Source organism: Microbacterium sp. ZW T5_56 (genome assembly GCF_044987425.1).
In the GTDB taxonomy this organism is placed as follows: Bacteria; Actinomycetota; Actinomycetes; order Actinomycetales; family Microbacteriaceae; genus Microbacterium.
Window position 1 is genome coordinate 102938 of sequence record NZ_JBJDRI010000008.1, and the last position, 16514, is coordinate 119451.

The following is a 16514-nucleotide window of genomic DNA, read 5'->3' on the forward strand; positions in this document are numbered from 1 at the left end:
ATGTCCGCGGAGTTGGACGGCCGGGTCGCCATCGTCACCGGAGCCGCCGGGCAGTACGGGCGACACATCTCCTACGCCCTCGCCGGCGCCGGCGCCACGGTCGTGGTGGCCTCTCGCCAGCTGGAGATGTGCGAGGCGTTCGCCGCCGAGCTCGTCGCCGCCGGATTCTCAGCCATCGCCCTCGCCGTCGATCAGGCGGACGAGACGTCGATCACCGGGTTCGTGGACGAGGTGATGGAGCGGCTCGGACGGATCGATGTCCTCGTCAACAATGCGGTCCTGCGACGCGGCGGTGTTCCGGGCGAGACGACGTATCAGGACTGGGCGGCGACGAGCGCCGTGAACTCCACCGGCCTGTACTGGCTCACGACGCTCGTCGCCGAGCGGATGGCTGCGGCCGGACGCGGCTCGATCATCAACATCGCGTCGATCTACGCGATGATCGCGCCCGACTTCTCGCTCTTCGAGGAGACCGCCATCTCCCCCACCCCGCCGTTCTACGCTTTCGACAAGGCTGGAATGCTGGGCCTGACTCGCTATCTGGCCGCGTACTACGGCCCATCCGGCGTGCGTGTGAACGCGATCAGCGCGGGCGGGCTGCTGTCCGAGACGATGGATGCCGCGTTCGTCGATGCGTACTCGCGTCGAACTCCGCTGCGCCGCCCCGCGGGCCCCGAGGACATCAAGGGCCCGCTGGTGTTCCTGGCCTCGGACGCCTCCGCTTACGTCACGGGCGTCAATCTCCCCGTGGACGGCGGTCGCACTCTCTAGCCGAACAGCAGTCGGCCCCCGCTGCGGCGGGGGCCGACTGCGTGTGACGGGGTCAGCGGGCGACGGTGTCAGAGGGCGACAGACTCCACCCGACCGCTGGACACCGACCGATACGCCGCCTCGATGGTGCGGACGGCCACGGCGGCATCCCGATGGTCGTAGCGCAGGCGACCGCCGGAACGCACCACCCGCACGACATCATCGAAGACGGCGTCGACGGCCGATCGATCGAGGCGGACGATACGCTCGCCACCCCTGCCGAACTCGCGGATGAGCGGCCCGTCGGCATCGAACTCCAGGTGTCCGTGGGAGCCGATGATGCGGATCGTAAAGGTGCCGTTTCCCGGCTGCGGCACAACGGGTACGCGCCCCGCGAGAACCGAGACCATCAGGCCGTTGCTGAACGCGAGGGAGGCCGTCCCGATGTCCTCGACGCCCGCCGCGACATGCGCGGGCAACGTCAGCGCACCGGCTCGCGCGTACACATCGACGGGCTCACACCCGGTGATCACGCGCACCACATCGATCGGGTAGCCGAGGAAGTTCATCAGTTCACCACCGCCGGACAGACTGGCGTCCAGGATGAGTGAGATCTCGTCCGGATTCTCCCGGAGGTACGCGTCGTCGGACAGGAACTCCACGTCGACGCTGCGTGGGAGACCGATCCTGCCCGATTCGACGATGGCGCGCGCCGCCTGCACCGCGGGAGCCAGCGCGCGCGTGACCACGGCGCACCATACGTCCGCTTCCTGCGCCGCATCCTCGATCACCGCGAGGTCGTCAGCGCTCGTGGCGAGCGGCTTGTCGCACAGCACGTTGATCCCCTGTGCGAGGGCGAGAGCCACCAGTCGCGCGTGGCGCGTGGGCTCCGAGCAGATGAGCGCCAGTGCGGCACCCTCCAGACGCGAAGCGTCGTGGAGCGGCACCCGGAGGTCGTCGGCGAGGCGACGCGCCGTCTCGCGCATCGCCTCGGAGGCGCAGACCTCCTCGGCGAGGGCCACCACGCGCAGGTCGGCGCGGGTCGCGATGTGGGCGGCATACGTGCGGGCGTGGCGCACCGCACCCAGGATCACCACGTCAACAGGCTCTGACATCATGCTTCCACCTCCGTGAGCTCCACCGGACGACCGAGATCGAGCGAACGCTGACCTGCCAGCGCCGTGGCCAGCGCGGCGCGCGATTGGGCGAGTGAGACGATCGGCGTCACTCGATCGGCGAACATCTCCGCGGCATGATGGGCTTCCGCCGTGAGCGCATGCGCGACCGAGGCCCGCTCGACGGGTGCACTTCCGCTCGGGACATCATCGTCGCGGGTGTGGTGGGTCAGCGTTCCCTCCGTGCCGATCAGCACGGTTCTGCGCAGCGATTCCCCGTGACGGGCCAGGGCATACGACACTTCGATGAGCGCGAGCGCTCCGTTGTCGAACTCCACTGTGAGGTGGAAGCTGTCTGGCGTCGGCATCTGCGCGGCATGGGTACACCATCCGCGGGCGAACACCCGCACCGGCGTCCCCCGCAGCAGCCAGACGGCCAGATCGAGGGGATGCATCCCGTTGTGCGCGATATGCCCGCCGGACTGGCGGGGATCGAGCTGCCAACTTCGCCAGGCTCCCGGCCAGACATGGCCGATGTAACAGGAGAGGTGCAGCACACGCGGGGTGCCGATCGCACCCGCCTCCGCTCGCGCCGCCAGCGCGGCCACCGCCGGTTGGAATCGGACGGTCTGTCCCACCATGAGGTGTCGCCCGCTCTGGGCGGCTCGATCGGTCATCCGATCGAAGTCCGCCACCGTGCGGGTCGGCGGCTTCTCCACCAGGACGTGTTTGCCGGCGTCCAGCGCCGCGAGCGTGCGTTCCAGATGCGTCTCGGTGCGGCCGCACACCACGACAGCCGTGGTTGCGGGGTCCTCCCACACGTCACTCAGCGCCGTCGTCGCGCGCATGCCCGCACTCGCGGCTGCGAGGTCGGCCGCGCGATCGGCGCTGCCGGCATACGCCCAGGTGAGGCGGACGCCAGCGCGACGAAACGCGCGCACGTGCTCCCGCGCGATCGCGCCGCTGCCGAGGATCGCCACGCCGACGGCCGGGGTGTGTTCCGTCATCGCTCATGCTCCGATCACGCGTTGGCGCTGGCTGCCCAGGCCGCTGATTCCGAGTTCCATCACGTCACCGTCGCGCAGCCACTGCGGCGGCGTGAAGCCCATGCCCACCCCGTGTGGAGTACCGGTGTTGATGAGGTCTCCGGGCTCCAGCACGAGAAACTGGCTGAGGTAGCGCACCAGGAAGACCGGGTCGAAGATGAGATCCGCGGTGGACCCCGTCTGCTTGCGGTCACCGTTCACGTTCAACCACAGGTCCAGTCTGTTCACGTCGCCCACCTCGTCCGGCGTCGTGAGCCAGGGGCCGCAGGGGTTGAAGGTCTCCGCCGACTTCCCCTTAGTCCACTGGCCGCCGCGTTCCAGCTGGAATGACCGCTCGCTCACGTCGTTGGAGATGACGTAGCCCGCGATGGCCGAACGGGCCGCCTCATCATCGTCGAGGTAGGCGCACCGACGACCGATCACGATCCCCAGCTCCACTTCCCAGTCGGTCTTGTCTCCCCCGCGCGGGATGCGGACATCGTCGTACGGACCCACGATGGTGTTGGGCGCCTTCGTGAACAGGATCGGCTCCGGCGGGATCGCGGCGCCCGTCTCCTCCGCGTGGCGGCGATAGTTGAGCCCGATGCACAGGATCTGGTGGGGACGTGCGATCGGTGCCCCGATCCGCTCGTTCCCGAACTGACGCACGAGCCCTCGCGACCGGCGTGCCTCGACCTCCTGCTCCCAGCGTTCGCGGTCGAATCCCGCGAAGAACGCACTGTCGTAGTCGGGGGTCAGGTCCGAGACCTCCACGACCAGATCGTCCGCCACCAGGACCACGGGGCGTTCGCGCCCCGGGTCACCGATCCGCATGAGCTTCATCGACTTCTCCTTTCCGAATCCGTGTTCGTCGGCGCTATGCCGGTGTTGATCGCGGCCACCAGGCGTGACAGCGGCGCGAGCCTGCCCGCGACGTCCGACGACATCCGGGGATCCTGCACCTTCGCGCCCAGAAACAGCAGGCCTTCTCCGCCGCCAATCGCGGTGATCGCGGCGTGCACCTGTTCCTCATCGAGCAGCGACGAGGCGTCATCCTGACGGAGCGGGTTGTGCACGTCCTCCCAGGCGTCACCGAGCGGGCCACGCACGTGTGGCGCGCCGGAGAACATCACGCCGGCGAGCGTGCCAGCGGCCACCAGGGTTCGGATGTGCTCGATCGCGGTGAGCGCGGATCGCCCCTCCAGTGCCGAGCGTCCCCAGTTCACCGATTGGCCGATGACCGCGCCGTGCTCGCGAGCGACGGCGACCGCTTCACACTCCTCCTCGAGAGAGAGGAAACCCTTGGCGGGGCGTTGTCCCGCGACGAGGGCGTCGCAGTGCTCGATCACCAGGGGGATCTCGCCTGCTTCCGCAGCGAGTTCACGCAGCGACAGGGCGAGCGAGCGCGCGTCGGCGGCAACCGCTCCGGTGCGGCGGGGCGAGGAGTGCAACTCGATCGCCCTCACCGCCCGGCACCCCAGGAAACGGTCGATCCGCGTCGCCTCAGACAGGAGATGGCGAACATCCGCCACCGCCTCGCGTCTCCCGTCCGCATCGCGGGAGGCCAGGCCGTAGTGCGGGGTCGTCGTGATCTTCGCGACGGCCTGCGGCAGCGCCGTGATCACGACGTGCCACTGATCCGGGAGACAGCCGGCGAGGTGTTCGGGACCACGCTCATGGACCGTTCCGCGATAGAAGGTCTCGATTCCGCCGGCGCCGGGAATCTCCGCGAGCGCCTGATACCAGCGCCGCTCGGTCACGTCGTCAGCTGAGAGCGCCGGCTGTGCCGCGTACGCCCCGAGAGTCAACGGCATCGAGCGAAGACCGCCGGATGGTGTCGTTGCGCTGTCCATCACGGCGTGGTCGTGACCGTGACGTCGGCCCGCGAGTCGTTGATGATCACGTTGTAGCCGGTGGTGCCCGTCTGCGATTGGCTGATCTTCACGTAGGGATCGGTGATGGCCAGTCCAGCGAAGGTCTGCACCGTCCGCCCGCCGATGACCGTGCTGGAGAAGCTCCAGCCGCTGACCGGCGTCCAGGTCTTCGCGTCCACGCTCCGCCACATCGCGTAGTCGGCGGCGCCGAGGCGGGTTGCCGCGTCATTGTCGCGGATGCTCAGGGAGGTGAGCTGCTGTCCCGGAGACAGGCTGACGGCAACCGCCAGGCTTCGACTGCGATAGTCCAGCGCGAACTTGCTGGCACAGGTGTCATCCCATTGGGCGATGTCACCCGTGGCGGGTTGCGAGTCCACATCTGCGAAGCCCACCCGGACGTTGTCCGTCGACGCCGGTCCCGTGACGGTGAGCACGTCCCCGTTCACGATGCCCGCTGCCGCCACCGTCGATGTCGGCGAGAGTGCCACGCCGTTCTTGGAGAGCTGGAGTCCGGTCGCCGAGGCGCAGGACATCAGCGGCCCCGCGGCGGCGGCAACGGCGCTCACCAGTGTGGAGGTGCTCGCGATCCGATACCCCCGCCGCGCATAGGGCCACGCGAACTGGTCCACATCGGCGCGCAACAACGACACCGTCGGCGAGGCTGAGACCGCGGCCTGGGCGGTGGCGTACTGGGTCTGGCAGTCCGTTCCCGAGGCGTCCTGCAGGACGTTGTACGCGATCATCGGCGGCCCGTCCGAACGCAGCCGCATGAACACGGCGAACAGCTTGTTCCCTGGGAGCGCGACGAAGTCCGGATAGATGTCACGGCCTCCGACGGTGTATCCGGCAGGGCGCTGGAAGGTGGTCGGGTTGGCGTACGTCACTCCGTTGTCGAACGAGACGCGTGCCGTCAGCGAGGATCCGCCGGTCGCGTCGAGATCCTGACCGGCGAGGATGATCTTCGACTGGCCTGCGGCGAGAGCGGCAGAACAGGGTGCGTGAATCACGGCGTGCCCCTGCCCGCGGACGGGTCCCGCGACGGGCTCGCTCCAGGTGACTCCGTTGTCGAGGGATCGCGACTGGTAATAGGCGCCCGCGGTGCTGCCCAGGGTGGTGTCGGAGCGCATCACGGCGAGGAGCGATCCATCGCGCAGTTGAATGACCGAGGTCTCCGTGACGTTGGAGGGGAAGACTCCGTACTGACTGATGAGGTTGGACGGGCTGATCTCGTCGATCCCGATGCGGGAGTAGCTCCCCCACGTCGTGCCGCTGTCGGTGGAGCGGAGCACCCCGGCCTCCCACGCCGTCGGATCGATCGTTCCGCCCGGGTGGGTCGGCGCGGTTCTGGCGCCCCAGATCGGCATGATCAGGTCGCCGTTTGTCAGTTCGAGGATGCGGCCGTAGGTCGCCACGAAGTAGAACGGCGTCGGCAGCGTGATGGGCGTGGTGAGCCCGGTCCAGCTCGCGCCGCTGTTGGTCGACTTCCCTACGTACGCGACGCCGATTCGGTCGGTGTAGTTGGTGTAGATGCGCCCTTCGGAGAACGGGACCAGGATGGTTCCGTTCGAGAGGGTCGTGACGCCGAGGGACGCGTTCATCGACCCGTTGGTCATCACCGGCGACTTGAAGATCGACGGCGTCGACCACGTCGCGCCGTCATTCGAGGATCGAGTCCACCAGATCTTGGCGCCGGGCAGCCCGTCCCCCGCGTCGTTGTAGACGACGATCAGGTCGCCGTTGGGTGCGCGGGTGATGCCCGGCGACACCGCTGTCGTTCCCGGCGGCGTCACGATCCCACTGGAGACGACGGTCAACTCCGGCGCGGTTCCCACCGCCGATGCCGGTGCCGGCGCGAGAAGTGCGGCGCCGATGCAGATCAGCGCGGTGAGCGCTGCACTCGTCCGCAGGCGGGGACGCCAGCGCGAGGAATAGACAGAGGGGAACATGCGGGGACCTCATTCTCATGAGTGGACGATGCTGTCCCGCCCATTGTGTTCACCCGGGAGCGTTCCGTCAAGCAGAATTGCGGGTTTCATTCAATGAAACTCAAGCACCCCGCGTCCGAAGGTCCTCCACCGCCTGGCGATTCACGTCTGCCGCTGCACGCAGAAGCTCGGCGGCGAACTCCACCTGCTCCACCGTGAGGGTTTCGAGATAGGCGCCCCACAACCCCGACACTCGCGCATACGCAGGCCCGACGTCCCGCATCAATGCGCGGGCATCGGCGGAGACGATGACCCGGCGACGATCCGATTCGTCGCGCGAACGGGTCACGTACCCAGCGCGCTCCAGTCGATCAATCATCGCTGTGACCGCCCCACCCGCCGTCAGACCCGTGCGCGCGGCCAGCTCCCCCGGCGTCGCGGGACCCTCACTGAGAAGCAGTCCGACCGCCTGCAGATCCGTGCTGTTGAGGGCGACAGAGCGCGCGACGGCGTCCTGAAACATCACCGATCGCGCCTGAAAGTCGCGCATCGCCTCCGTCTGGCGTGCGATTGCATCGGTACGACGAGCATCGTCATCCATCATCTGCTATTCTCTCTAAATTAGAGAGACTCTAGAAACGAGACTCTCTGTAGTTCACTTCACTCTACCGAAGGGGCAATCATGCCGAGGGCACTCATCATCGGCGGCGGCGTGGCGGGACCCGCCACGGCACTGTTCCTCCAGCGCGACGGCTGGGACGTCGAGGTGTTCGAGTCGCGACCGGAACCCGACGCGTTCGGTGGCCTGTTCCTCAACGTCGCGACCAACGGGCTCGCGGTGCTCGAGACGCTCGGGGTTCGTGAGCGTCTGCTGAGCGACGCTCACCACTGCCCGTACATGCAGATGTGCGGCGCGAAGGGACAGCTCTTGGCCACCGTGCCGAACGGTCCCGCGGGCGAGCCGGAGCGCGGAAGCGCGGTGGTGCGGCGTGAGTGGCTGAACCTGGTGCTGCGCGAGGCGGTCGATGCCGCGCAGGTTCCGAACCGATGGGGCGCGCGACTCGAGCGCATCGAGGAGAGCCCGACCTCGGTGACGGCACACTTCTCTGACGGCACGTCAGCCGTCGGCGACGTCCTCATCGGGTGCGATGGCGTCGGCTCCGTCACCCGGCGCTGGATCGATCCGCAGGCACCGGAGCCCCGTTATGCGGGCCTGCTGAGCGTGGGTGGGTTCGCACGTGTTGAGGGCCTGGAGCCGACGCCGGATACCCAGACGATGGTGTTCGGTGAGCGCGGGTTCTTCGGCTACCTCGTGCGCGAGGACAGCACGGTGTACTGGTTCGCGAACCCCACGCACGACGAGGTCGATCGCGAAGCCCTCCGTACCTGGCCGCGTGACGAACTCCTCGCGGAGTTGCGCGAAGCGCACCGGAATGACCCGTATCCCGTGCCGCAGATCCTCGACGCAGTCGTCGGCACGGTCGGCGCGTACGGGGTCTACGAACTCACCCATGTCGCGTCCTGGCACCGTGGCCGGGTGGTCGCCCTGGGCGACGCCGTGCACGCTACCTCCCCCAGCGCCGGGCAGGGTGCGTCGCTGGCTCTCGAGGACGCGGCAACTCTCGCGCAGTGCCTGCGTTCCGGATCGTTCGAGGAAGCGTTCGCCCGCTACCAGCAGCGCCGCCAGCCGCGCGCGGAGAAGGTCGTGGCCTACGCGGCATCGATCAATCGCAACAAGCGGGTTCCGCGTTCTCGCCTGACCCGCGCGCTGCGCGATGCAATGCTGCCGCTCTTCCTCCGCGGCGCGATGACCGACACTCGCAACAACGACCTGTACAACTATGTGGTTGCCGACGAGCCCGCGCGGCACTCACATCGCTAGCCTGAAGGCATGACCCGCAGCACCGAAGAAACCGTTCGCGCCTTTCTGGATCAGGTGCGCAGTGGTCGCTCGCCGGAAGCCGCTTGGGATCTTCTCGCCCCCGTTGTGCTCGCCCATCAGGTCAGGGCCGGTGCACGCGAGGTCCTCGAGCGCTCACCCGCGAACTACGCCGAGCATGTCGAGGAGATGATCGAGATGTTCGGCGACTTCGCGTTCGTGGTGGATGAGCTCCTCGTCGACGGAGACAAAGCGTACGCGCGATGGACGCAGCACGGCCACCACGTCGGCGAGATCGACGGGCACCCGCCCACCGGCAGGCCGATCGAGACCGTCGGAAGTGCCGTGTATCGCGTGGCGGATGGGCGCATCGTGGAGTATTGGATCCAGCAGGATGCGGCAGGCCTCGCGGCGCAGCTCGCGTAGCCGTCCGGTTCCGAGCGGAAGCACCGGTTCGGGACTTCCGCTCGGAGAGTGGGTCAGGACAGTGCGCCGTCAGACTCGGCCTCAAGGCTCGATCGGTCGCTGGTCGCCGGCGCGTCCGCGGCACGTGACGCACGACGCTTGTCGGCGCGCGCTCGTGCGGCGAGGTTCAGCGTCTCCACGAGGATCGCGAAGGCCATCGGACCGTAGATGAGCGCCTTGTCGATCTTGATGCCGAAGCCCTCGGCGATCAGGAAGACGGCGATCAGCAGCAGGAACGACAGCGCCAGCATCTTCACAGTGGGGTGACGATTCACGAACGCGAAGATGGCGCCGGACGCGAACAGCATGATGCTGAACGAGATGAGCACGGCCGCGATGATGACGATCATGTTCGCGGTCATGCCGACCGCCGTGATCACCGAGTCGAGTGAGAACACCAGGTCGAGGGCCAGGATCTGCACGATGACGGCACCGAAGGTGGTCGCGACGACGCCGGGTCCCTGGACCTCGGTGTCATCGCCCTCCAGCTTGTGGTGGATCTCCTGCACGGCCTTGAACAGCAGGAAGAGACCGCCGGCGATGAGGATCAGATCCTTCACCGAGAATCCGAGCGTCCCGATGTGGAACAGGTCAGTCGTGAGGGTGATGATCCAGCCCGCGAAGAAGATGAGCACGATGCGCATCAGCATGGCGAGCGTCAGGCCGAGTTTGCGGGCCCGCGCCTGCTGATGCTGCGGCAGCTTGCCCGCGAGGATGGAGATGAAGATCACATTGTCGACACCGAGCACCACCTCCAGCAGAAACAGGGCCAGGAAGACGGCGATGAGATCTGGGGACAGGGGTAAGTCGAACTCCATGGCCCGAGCGTAGGGCACGATTTCGGCGCATTCTGCACCCGCCGGGTTGCTTCGAGGCGGATCATCGGCGCCTTCCCGGCGGATTGCCGGGAATTCGACCCACGTACGTCGCTCAGATCTGGATGGGCGTCCACTTCATCGTGTCGAGGTCGTTCAGCCACAGGCCGGTGAGCGCCGCGAAGACCGCGAAGTGTGAGTCCTCGGGGAACTCCTCTCCCGCCAGCGCTGCCTCCGCGACCAGCGGGTGTCCCTGGTCCTCGACCAGCTCCCCCTGACTCTGCACCCGGAGCCGCGGCGCTGAACCGAACCGCTGAATGATGTAGGTGTCGCTGACGCCGGACACCGCGACGGCCACCGCTCCCTCGACACGACCCAAAACGCGCTCGTCCAGCGACATCAGGGTCGGATCGACGAGGAGCACGTGCGGCCCATGCTGGGTGACCGATGGCCCCTCGGCGCGGTAACTGATCGCGTCGTAGACGCCCTCGATCTCGGGGCCGGCGGGAGTGAACATGCTCACGCTGGCGTGGGGCAACACGGCCATCAGATGGTTGTAGGACATGGCGATCACTCTAGGGTGGGCGTCCGACATCCGCCTCGAGGCGCTCAGGGGTGCGCGTCTGCGCTGGCGACGTATGCCCACGCGCTCACACCTGATCCGAGGGTCACGAGCACACGGACGTAGTCGTCGACCTCGTAGTCGTCGGTCGCGGCGAGGTCGTCGTCCGTCGGCTCGAGGTAGGCACCGAGCACCGCCGGTCCCCCTCCCCCGCGCCGGAGAATCGGGTGGCGATCCAACCCGCTCTTCTCGATCACGTCCGGATCGGTGATCCGCACCCATTCGAGCGTGTAGCCCGGAAGCTCATCCGCGACAGTCGGCACCTCACGCGCGTACAGCGCCCGCTGCACCTCGGGAAGACGAAGCGTGCCGTAGGAGAACACCCGGTGAGTCACGCGATGTTCCCGACGCGAAGGAGGAATTCGACGCCCTCGGGGTCTTCGAGGGTCGTGGTCCCCCGCGCATCAGTTCCCACGGTCCGGGCGCCCAGCGATGTGAGTCGCGCGAGCTCGGTGTCCAGGGCCTCCGGGTCGCAGACGAGGACGAACACCTGCCGTGACGGGTCACGTGCGGAATCAACGGGGTCCCCGCTCCACGCGAGCTTCGTCCCGCCCGCCGGTGACTGGATGGCTGTCTCATCACCTTCGTCCCAGACCAGCGGCCACCCGAGCGCGGCGGACCAGAACATTCCGGACGCGCGCGTCCCTTCGCAGGTCACCTCACCGAGCGGACCGCAGCCCGCCAGGTATGAGTTGTTGTCTTCGATGACGCAGAACTCGTCGCCGGCCGGATCCTCCATCACCGCGTAGCTGCCCACGGGGATGTTGCCGCTGCCCAGCAGCCGGCCCCCGGCCTGCTGTGCGGCCTCGATCGTCTGCCGCTGGGTTCTCGCAGCCCGGCTCAGATGGAGGTGCACACGATTCTTGAGCGGCGAGTGCGCACTGCCGTGCGCGAAGCGAACACCGATCTGCGTCGACGTCCCGCGAAGGAGAATCCCGTCGGCATCCTCCTGCAGCTCACGGTGCAGCAGCGTGGACCAGAACTCCGCCGCACGGACGGGCTCCGGGCTGCGCAACATCACGGATTCAAGGGCGATCGGCATGCTTCGACCCTAGGCCCTGCCGCGCGGAGGGCGCATCACCGCGCTCGGTGCCAAGCACTCGAAGCGCTGCTGCGCCTCGGCTGTGCTGAGCTCGGCACGCAGTTCTGGCCGGTCGGCGTAGAGGCGGATGGCGTTGTAGATGGGGCCACTCGCGACGCGTGTTCATCACCCGCCTCGATCCGGCAGCCCTCCGGCCCGCAGATCTCGTGAGATGTCAGTCCCGTGCGGACACACTTGCCGGCTCTGGGTCTCGCACATCCCCACGTCGCGACCGGGTCCCGGCTTCGATTACGTCGCGTTCGTGACCAATGTGTTGTGTTCTCTCGCCGCATCGTGCGCTGTTCCGTCTCCGCGTCGCTGCGCACGGAAGCGTCGCCACTACCGGCGTTGGAGATGGCGGCGTGGTCCGATGGCGACATCACCGGGCTGGTCCATCACTCCGACAGAAGATCCAACTTCGTCTCGCTCGTCTATACAGACCGAATCCTCGGCCTCGGCGCGACACCCTCGGCCGGATCCTGCGCCAACGCCCTGGCCGACGCCGTTAACGGACTCTGCAAGACGGTGCTGGTCCGACGCCGCGGACCCTGGTGGACCATCGAGCAGGTCGAGCTCGCGACCCTGGAATGGTTGAGGTGGTGCAACAACCACCGTCTCCACGCCGAGCTCGACTACCGCACCCCGCCGAAGTTGAGGCCGCGCACTACGCTGACCTCGAATCAGGCGAGACGGCACCCGCCGCACCCGCAAACCTCTGGACACCGGGACCGAATTGCGATGGACGTGGGCGCAGTGGTCGAACACCACTGGCTATGCGGAAGAGTCGCGCCGCCCCATCGACATGCTCAAGGACGGCGAACTCGACCGGGTTCTCCTGGAGGCCGGCCACGATGCGTGGTCGTGGAGCAGCTGACCCGCTGTGACAGCGTTGTCGATTCGTGCTGAACGGTCGAGCGACCAGAGATGGCCCGTCCCCCGTCGCAGCCACCTCCCGCGCGCACTGCGTTCGCTGACGCGCCCCAGGTCCGGTAGATCCGCGCCTCGAGCCCTCCCGCTGAGGTCTCGGCTCTCTTCGCCGACCTACTCGTCTTCTTCGGGCACATCGCCCCGCAACTGAGCGATGGTCCAATGCAGCGGTTCACGCCACTCTCCCCGCGACATGTCCAGCTTGAATGACCCTCGAAGCACCTCGTTCACTTCGCCTGCAGTCAGACGCCATGTCGCCGTCACGGTGTCAGGGATAGCGTCCGGTCCGTCGGCGAACAGAACGAGGACCACGTCCTCGTCGGGAGTACTGAGGCTCTGCTCGGAATGCAGTCGCCGCATCTCGACAACGAGCTCAGCCGGGCGCTGTGTCGCGATGCGTATCGACCCCTCGAACGCGTTTGGCGCAACAAGCGGTCGCAGTCCGGTGAGCGAGGGGGTGAGATACGAATCGGTCCCCCAGTTCTTCGGCCGATCCGCGAACAGATCAAGAGTGTTGTCCTGCCCCTGCCAGTACAGGGCTGTCACTGGCGCGTCGAACGCCAGCTCCAACCTGACCTCTTTCAACGAGGTGGCGGTGTTGTTGCGGATCTTCAGGATGAACGGCCGGCTCATCTGCGAGGCGAGGTCGTGAATCCCGGATTCGGGTTCCTCCAGGGCTTCGTCACGCCACTTCTCGACGGCATCGAGAAACTCGCGCTCACTGCGACGGTCTGTGGAGAACGAGCCTTGGAGTACGGCGAAAGGTGAGCGAGGGGCCGTGTCTTCAAGCTGAGCTTTCAAGCGGTCTCTGTGCCAGTCGACGAGTTCACGAAGCTCTGCAACGTCGATGACCAGCGAATGCAGAACCCCGTCCGGTTCGACGCTGACATCGAGGATGGCCCCCTGAGCCTGTGTGCCTGCCCGAGCCATCATTGCGATGAGCTCGGACCCAGTCGCCCTACGCGTGGCACCCTCGACACGGATGTACACGTCGCCACTCTGCAGCGCATCGCTGGACTGCAGCACCGGGCGGACCTTATCGTCCGGCGGATCGACGATAACGATGACATAATCACGTCCACCCGAGGCCGGGACAAGGTCGACGTCCCATCCCGGCGGGTCCGTGCCTGCGAACGTGTCGATGTCGCGCTCCAGGTCCATGAGCTCGAACTTCGGCACCCCTGCAACACCGTCGAGGGTCAGGCCCAGCACCATCACTGCGTATCCGTCGAAGTGGCGCGCGGCCTTGGCGGGGTCGCGATGAGAGGCACCGAGGATGAACTTCACGACCTTGCGCCTGTCAGCCTTGCTGTTCAGGTCGAAGCCGCTCTTCAATTCAAGGTAGTGACGTTCGACGCGGTCATCGCTCGCCTCCAGCGCAGCGATGAAAGCGGCACGCGCCCGGTTACCAATCGGCAGCTTGCTCGAATCCACTATCCCCATGGTCCGATTCAACCGCACGCCGTAACTGGTCGCGTGTCCGCGTGTGCTCCCGTCGGAGCGTGCTGCAACTTCCGCGGCTCACCCACGCTCGCGTCGCAGGCTCGTCAATGAAGCGCGAAGGGTGCATCGGTCCGGAAATCGTCGCTTCTCGGGTTGGAGTGCATCGTCAAGGAACGGCGGCAGTAACTCCGCCGCACGGGCGGAATCCGGGCTGCGCAACATCACGGATTCAAGGGTGATCGGCATGCTTCGACCCTGGGCCCCGCCGGCAGATCTCCGGCGTCTTCTGCGAGGCGTCACGCGGCTCAGCTCGATCGGTGCCAGGACTCGAAGCGGCGCTGTGCCTCGGCCGTGCTGAGCTCCGCGCGCAGCGGGGGCTGCTCTGCGTACAGGCGGATGGCGTTGTAGATCAGCCCGGCGTGCTCGTCGAACATCCCAGCCGTGAACTCGAGCGGTTCTGCATCTCCGCGACAGATCCGCACGCGCGCGTGCGGCGCGACCTCGACGGCGGTGATGTGTTCCCAGCGCACAAAGGTTGCCCCCGCCACCGGGTGCCGGGTGATGCCGCTTCGGCCGAGCGTGAGGCCCACCGGGAGTCTGCCGAACGAGGAGTTCTTGGCATCGAGCCGATTCTGCAGTAGCGCGTAGCCGCCCATGATGGCGCACACGACCAGGAGGGGGATGAAGAGGAAGAGCCATCAGCCGCCGCCGGGTGTGGCGAGCACGGCGATCATCGCGACGACGAGCAGCGCACCCGTGCCGATCCCGCTGAGGACCATCCACACCCGCACCCAGACGCGCATCGCCTGCTCCCGATAGAAGTGCAACCAGTCGTCCGCGGGAGCGACAACGGCGCGTCCGAGCAGCACGGCATTGACCAGCTGCGGCGGGCGCCCGGCCGCGTCACCGAGGTCGAAGGCGAAGGCCAAGACGACGAGCACGCCGAACAACACCGCGAACACGGTGCCCCAGATCAGGGAACCGGACGCGATGCACCATGCCGACGCCACCCCGACGGCCACGGCCATGCCACCGGTGGCCCACGCCACCGGGCGGGGGAACTTTCTCACCCACCGGAAGCAGCTCAGGGGGAACCGCATACGGCGGCTCCCCCTGAGTTGTACTCATCTCGCTGTGACTGTCGCTCATCACGCTTCTTGACCCTCAAACACGAATTTGAGCCACGGAATTCCGCGGCTCCCGGGACCGCACAAGTCGTGGTTCACTCAAACTACTTGAATCTGCCTGGAGCTTTTCGTCGGACGCGTCCCGGCACCACGAAAACTCCGTGCATCCCACCGCGGAGATGCGGCGGCGCGTCGGGCGCACCGTCGATCCACTGCGGTCTCGTGATAGCGTGTCCGCGTTCCGCTCGTCGTGGTCTGGGTCGGGGTGCTGGTTCGAGGCCAGCGACGGGACGCCTGTGGCAATTCTGTTCTGCATGATCGCTCTGCTCTTCATCCACACACTCGCACTCAGCACGCGACCGAAGAAGAAGTCACCGATCAATTGGGAGGAGAAGGCAATGAACGCGATGACATCAACGTTTAGCGCGGTGGCGTCCTTGAGGGAGTGGTTCCCGCTCCAGACCAGGGCGAGCGGGGCGCGTGCCGACTAGCGACGAGGTCTCGGTCAGCCGAGGTCCGCGCACTTACCGCCGCTCGGTCGCCTCAACAAGCACTCATTCCGGGGCCTCCGCGGTACTCTCGCCTGCGTCCCGGGTCGAGAGCAACCTCGCGCTGGTTACGGGCCACGTTCGCGAGGCTCATACTGAGAGCATCCTTGCACGATGAGCGATGAACACGACGCCAACATCTCCAAAATGCTTATGCAGCCGGTCCGCGCTAAGCCCAATAGCCACCAGGATGCTGGCAAATGGCGCTTCAGCTCGGCGGCCCGGTTCGGTACGGCCGCGGGCGGGATTCCCTTGCGCAGGCTCGAACGTCAGGTGCCCTCGAAACTCGAGCCGCGGGAATCGCGCAAGCTCATGCTGCCAGTGCGCTCCAGGACGGGCGGGCAGCAGGAGAAGGGCAGCTTCCACGCATCCGCGCTCCCATTTAGCTACCGCGCGGCGAGTCCAGTCCTGCGGCCTGCGCCCGTTGGCGTTGTAGGGCGGGTTCATCCATACACGCGATGGTGTGCCGTCGGGATTCGCCCAGGACTCAGCTGAAAGGGCATCGTCGTCTCCACCGGCGTCCCCGCCACGCTGATCGAAGTCCGCAAGCTCGGGAACACGCTGGGCAAGAGAGCCGCAGACATCGTCGCCTACTTCGACCTACCCGGCACGTCGAACGGGCCGACAGAGGCGATGAACGGCAGACTCGAACACCTCCGCGGCTCCGCACTCGGCTTCCGCAACCTCACTTACTACATCACACGGTCACTACTCGAGACCGGCGGCTTTAGACCGCTCCTACACTCTCAAATGCGATGAGCCTAACCGGCTCTTCGCAGTTGAGGGTGTAGGCGAGGGCGGGCGGTTGGTTCGCGGATAGGCGTCGAGGTCTTCCAGGATGGAAGTTCTCACACTGACCATCCGCCGGAAGACCTCGACTTGCACCAGCCTACGTTCGCGACCCCTGACCTGACCACG

General features: G+C 66.8%; 16 protein-coding genes and 1 pseudogene. 4 read left to right on the forward strand and 13 right to left on the reverse strand.

The genetic code is table 11. From position 1 onward, the window contains the following. Entirely contained in the window at window positions 1–771 is a 771-nt protein-coding gene (locus tag ACI3KU_RS05895; protein WP_404921365.1) for an SDR family NAD(P)-dependent oxidoreductase, read from the forward strand. Between the two features lie 68 nt (window positions 772–839). On the opposite strand, the gene ACI3KU_RS05900 is transcribed toward ACI3KU_RS05895, so the two are convergent. The 6 genes from ACI3KU_RS05900 to ACI3KU_RS05925 form a co-directional block, all read right to left on the reverse strand. Then, window positions 840–1868: a Gfo/Idh/MocA family protein gene (locus tag ACI3KU_RS05900; protein ID WP_404921366.1), complete on the reverse strand. Its 1029-nt coding sequence runs from the start codon at window positions 1866–1868 to the stop codon at window positions 840–842. Next, complete coding sequence (locus ACI3KU_RS05905) at window positions 1865–2872, reverse strand: Gfo/Idh/MocA family protein (protein WP_404921367.1); 1008 nt, start codon at window positions 2870–2872, stop codon at window positions 1865–1867. The genes ACI3KU_RS05900 and ACI3KU_RS05905 overlap by 4 nt, the downstream gene beginning before the upstream one ends. Before the next feature lie 3 nt (window positions 2873–2875). Beyond that, the gene (locus tag ACI3KU_RS05910) at window positions 2876–3733 is read right to left on the reverse strand and encodes a fumarylacetoacetate hydrolase family protein (RefSeq protein WP_404921368.1); all 858 of its coding nucleotides are present in this window, start codon (window positions 3731–3733) and stop codon (window positions 2876–2878) included. Beyond that, window positions 3730–4743, reverse strand: a complete 1014-nt coding sequence (locus ACI3KU_RS05915; RefSeq protein WP_404921382.1) for a DUF4862 family protein — start codon at window positions 4741–4743, stop codon at window positions 3730–3732. Before ACI3KU_RS05915 ends, ACI3KU_RS05910 begins: the two co-directional genes overlap by 4 nt. After that, on the reverse strand, window positions 4743–6710 hold the full coding sequence (locus tag ACI3KU_RS05920; RefSeq protein WP_404921369.1) for a sialidase family protein: 1968 nt from the start codon (window positions 6708–6710) through the stop codon (window positions 4743–4745). The genes ACI3KU_RS05915 and ACI3KU_RS05920 overlap by 1 nt, the downstream gene beginning before the upstream one ends. 100 nt (window positions 6711–6810) lie before the next feature. Further along, window positions 6811–7293, reverse strand: coding sequence for a MarR family transcriptional regulator (locus tag ACI3KU_RS05925; protein WP_404921370.1), 483 nt, complete (start codon window positions 7291–7293; stop codon window positions 6811–6813). A 78-nt stretch (window positions 7294–7371) separates the two neighbouring features. Here ACI3KU_RS05925 and ACI3KU_RS05930 point away from each other — a divergent pair, with 78 nt between their 5' ends. Then, on the forward strand, window positions 7372–8571 hold the full coding sequence (locus tag ACI3KU_RS05930) for an FAD-dependent monooxygenase (protein WP_404921371.1): 1200 nt from the start codon (window positions 7372–7374) through the stop codon (window positions 8569–8571). 9 nt (window positions 8572–8580) lie between these two features. After that, window positions 8581–8994, forward strand: a complete 414-nt coding sequence (locus ACI3KU_RS05935) for an ester cyclase (protein ID WP_404921372.1) — start codon at window positions 8581–8583, stop codon at window positions 8992–8994. Window positions 8995–9047: 53 nt separating this feature from the next. On the opposite strand, the gene ACI3KU_RS05940 is transcribed toward ACI3KU_RS05935, so the two are convergent. The 7 genes from ACI3KU_RS05940 to ACI3KU_RS05970 all read right to left on the reverse strand — a co-directional run bounded on the left by ACI3KU_RS05940 (window position 9048) and on the right by ACI3KU_RS05970 (window position 15021). After that, window positions 9048–9851 carry a TerC family protein gene (locus ACI3KU_RS05940; protein ID WP_404921373.1) on the reverse strand — a complete coding sequence of 268 codons (804 nt, stop codon included), beginning with the start codon at window positions 9849–9851 and terminating at the stop codon, window positions 9048–9050. A 112-nt stretch (window positions 9852–9963) separates the two neighbouring features. Continuing rightward, window positions 9964–10413, reverse strand: coding sequence for a hypothetical protein (locus ACI3KU_RS05945; protein WP_404921374.1), 450 nt, complete (start codon window positions 10411–10413; stop codon window positions 9964–9966). A 44-nt stretch (window positions 10414–10457) separates the two neighbouring features. Next, a complete protein-coding gene (locus tag ACI3KU_RS05950; protein WP_404921375.1) occupies window positions 10458–10805 on the reverse strand; it encodes a gamma-glutamylcyclotransferase family protein in 348 nt (115 codons plus the stop codon). Further along, window positions 10802–11512 carry a VOC family protein gene (locus ACI3KU_RS05955; RefSeq protein ID WP_404921376.1) on the reverse strand — a complete coding sequence of 237 codons (711 nt, stop codon included), beginning with the start codon at window positions 11510–11512 and terminating at the stop codon, window positions 10802–10804. Before ACI3KU_RS05955 ends, ACI3KU_RS05950 begins: the two co-directional genes overlap by 4 nt. A 1080-nt stretch (window positions 11513–12592) precedes the next feature. Then, a complete protein-coding gene (locus ACI3KU_RS05960) occupies window positions 12593–13921 on the reverse strand; it encodes a hypothetical protein (RefSeq protein ID WP_404921377.1) in 1329 nt (442 codons plus the stop codon). A 305-nt stretch (window positions 13922–14226) separates the two neighbouring features. Next, window positions 14227–14589: a hypothetical protein gene (locus ACI3KU_RS05965; RefSeq protein WP_404921378.1), complete on the reverse strand. Its 363-nt coding sequence runs from the start codon at window positions 14587–14589 to the stop codon at window positions 14227–14229. 30 nt (window positions 14590–14619) lie between these two features. Beyond that, window positions 14620–15021, reverse strand: a complete 402-nt coding sequence (locus tag ACI3KU_RS05970) for a hypothetical protein (RefSeq protein ID WP_404921379.1) — start codon at window positions 15019–15021, stop codon at window positions 14620–14622. 1082 nt (window positions 15022–16103) lie between these two features. Here ACI3KU_RS05970 and ACI3KU_RS05975 point away from each other — a divergent pair. Next, window positions 16104–16355 (forward strand): annotated as a pseudogene (locus ACI3KU_RS05975) (transposase); the annotation flags it as partial. Between the last annotated feature and the right edge of the window lie 159 nt (window positions 16356–16514).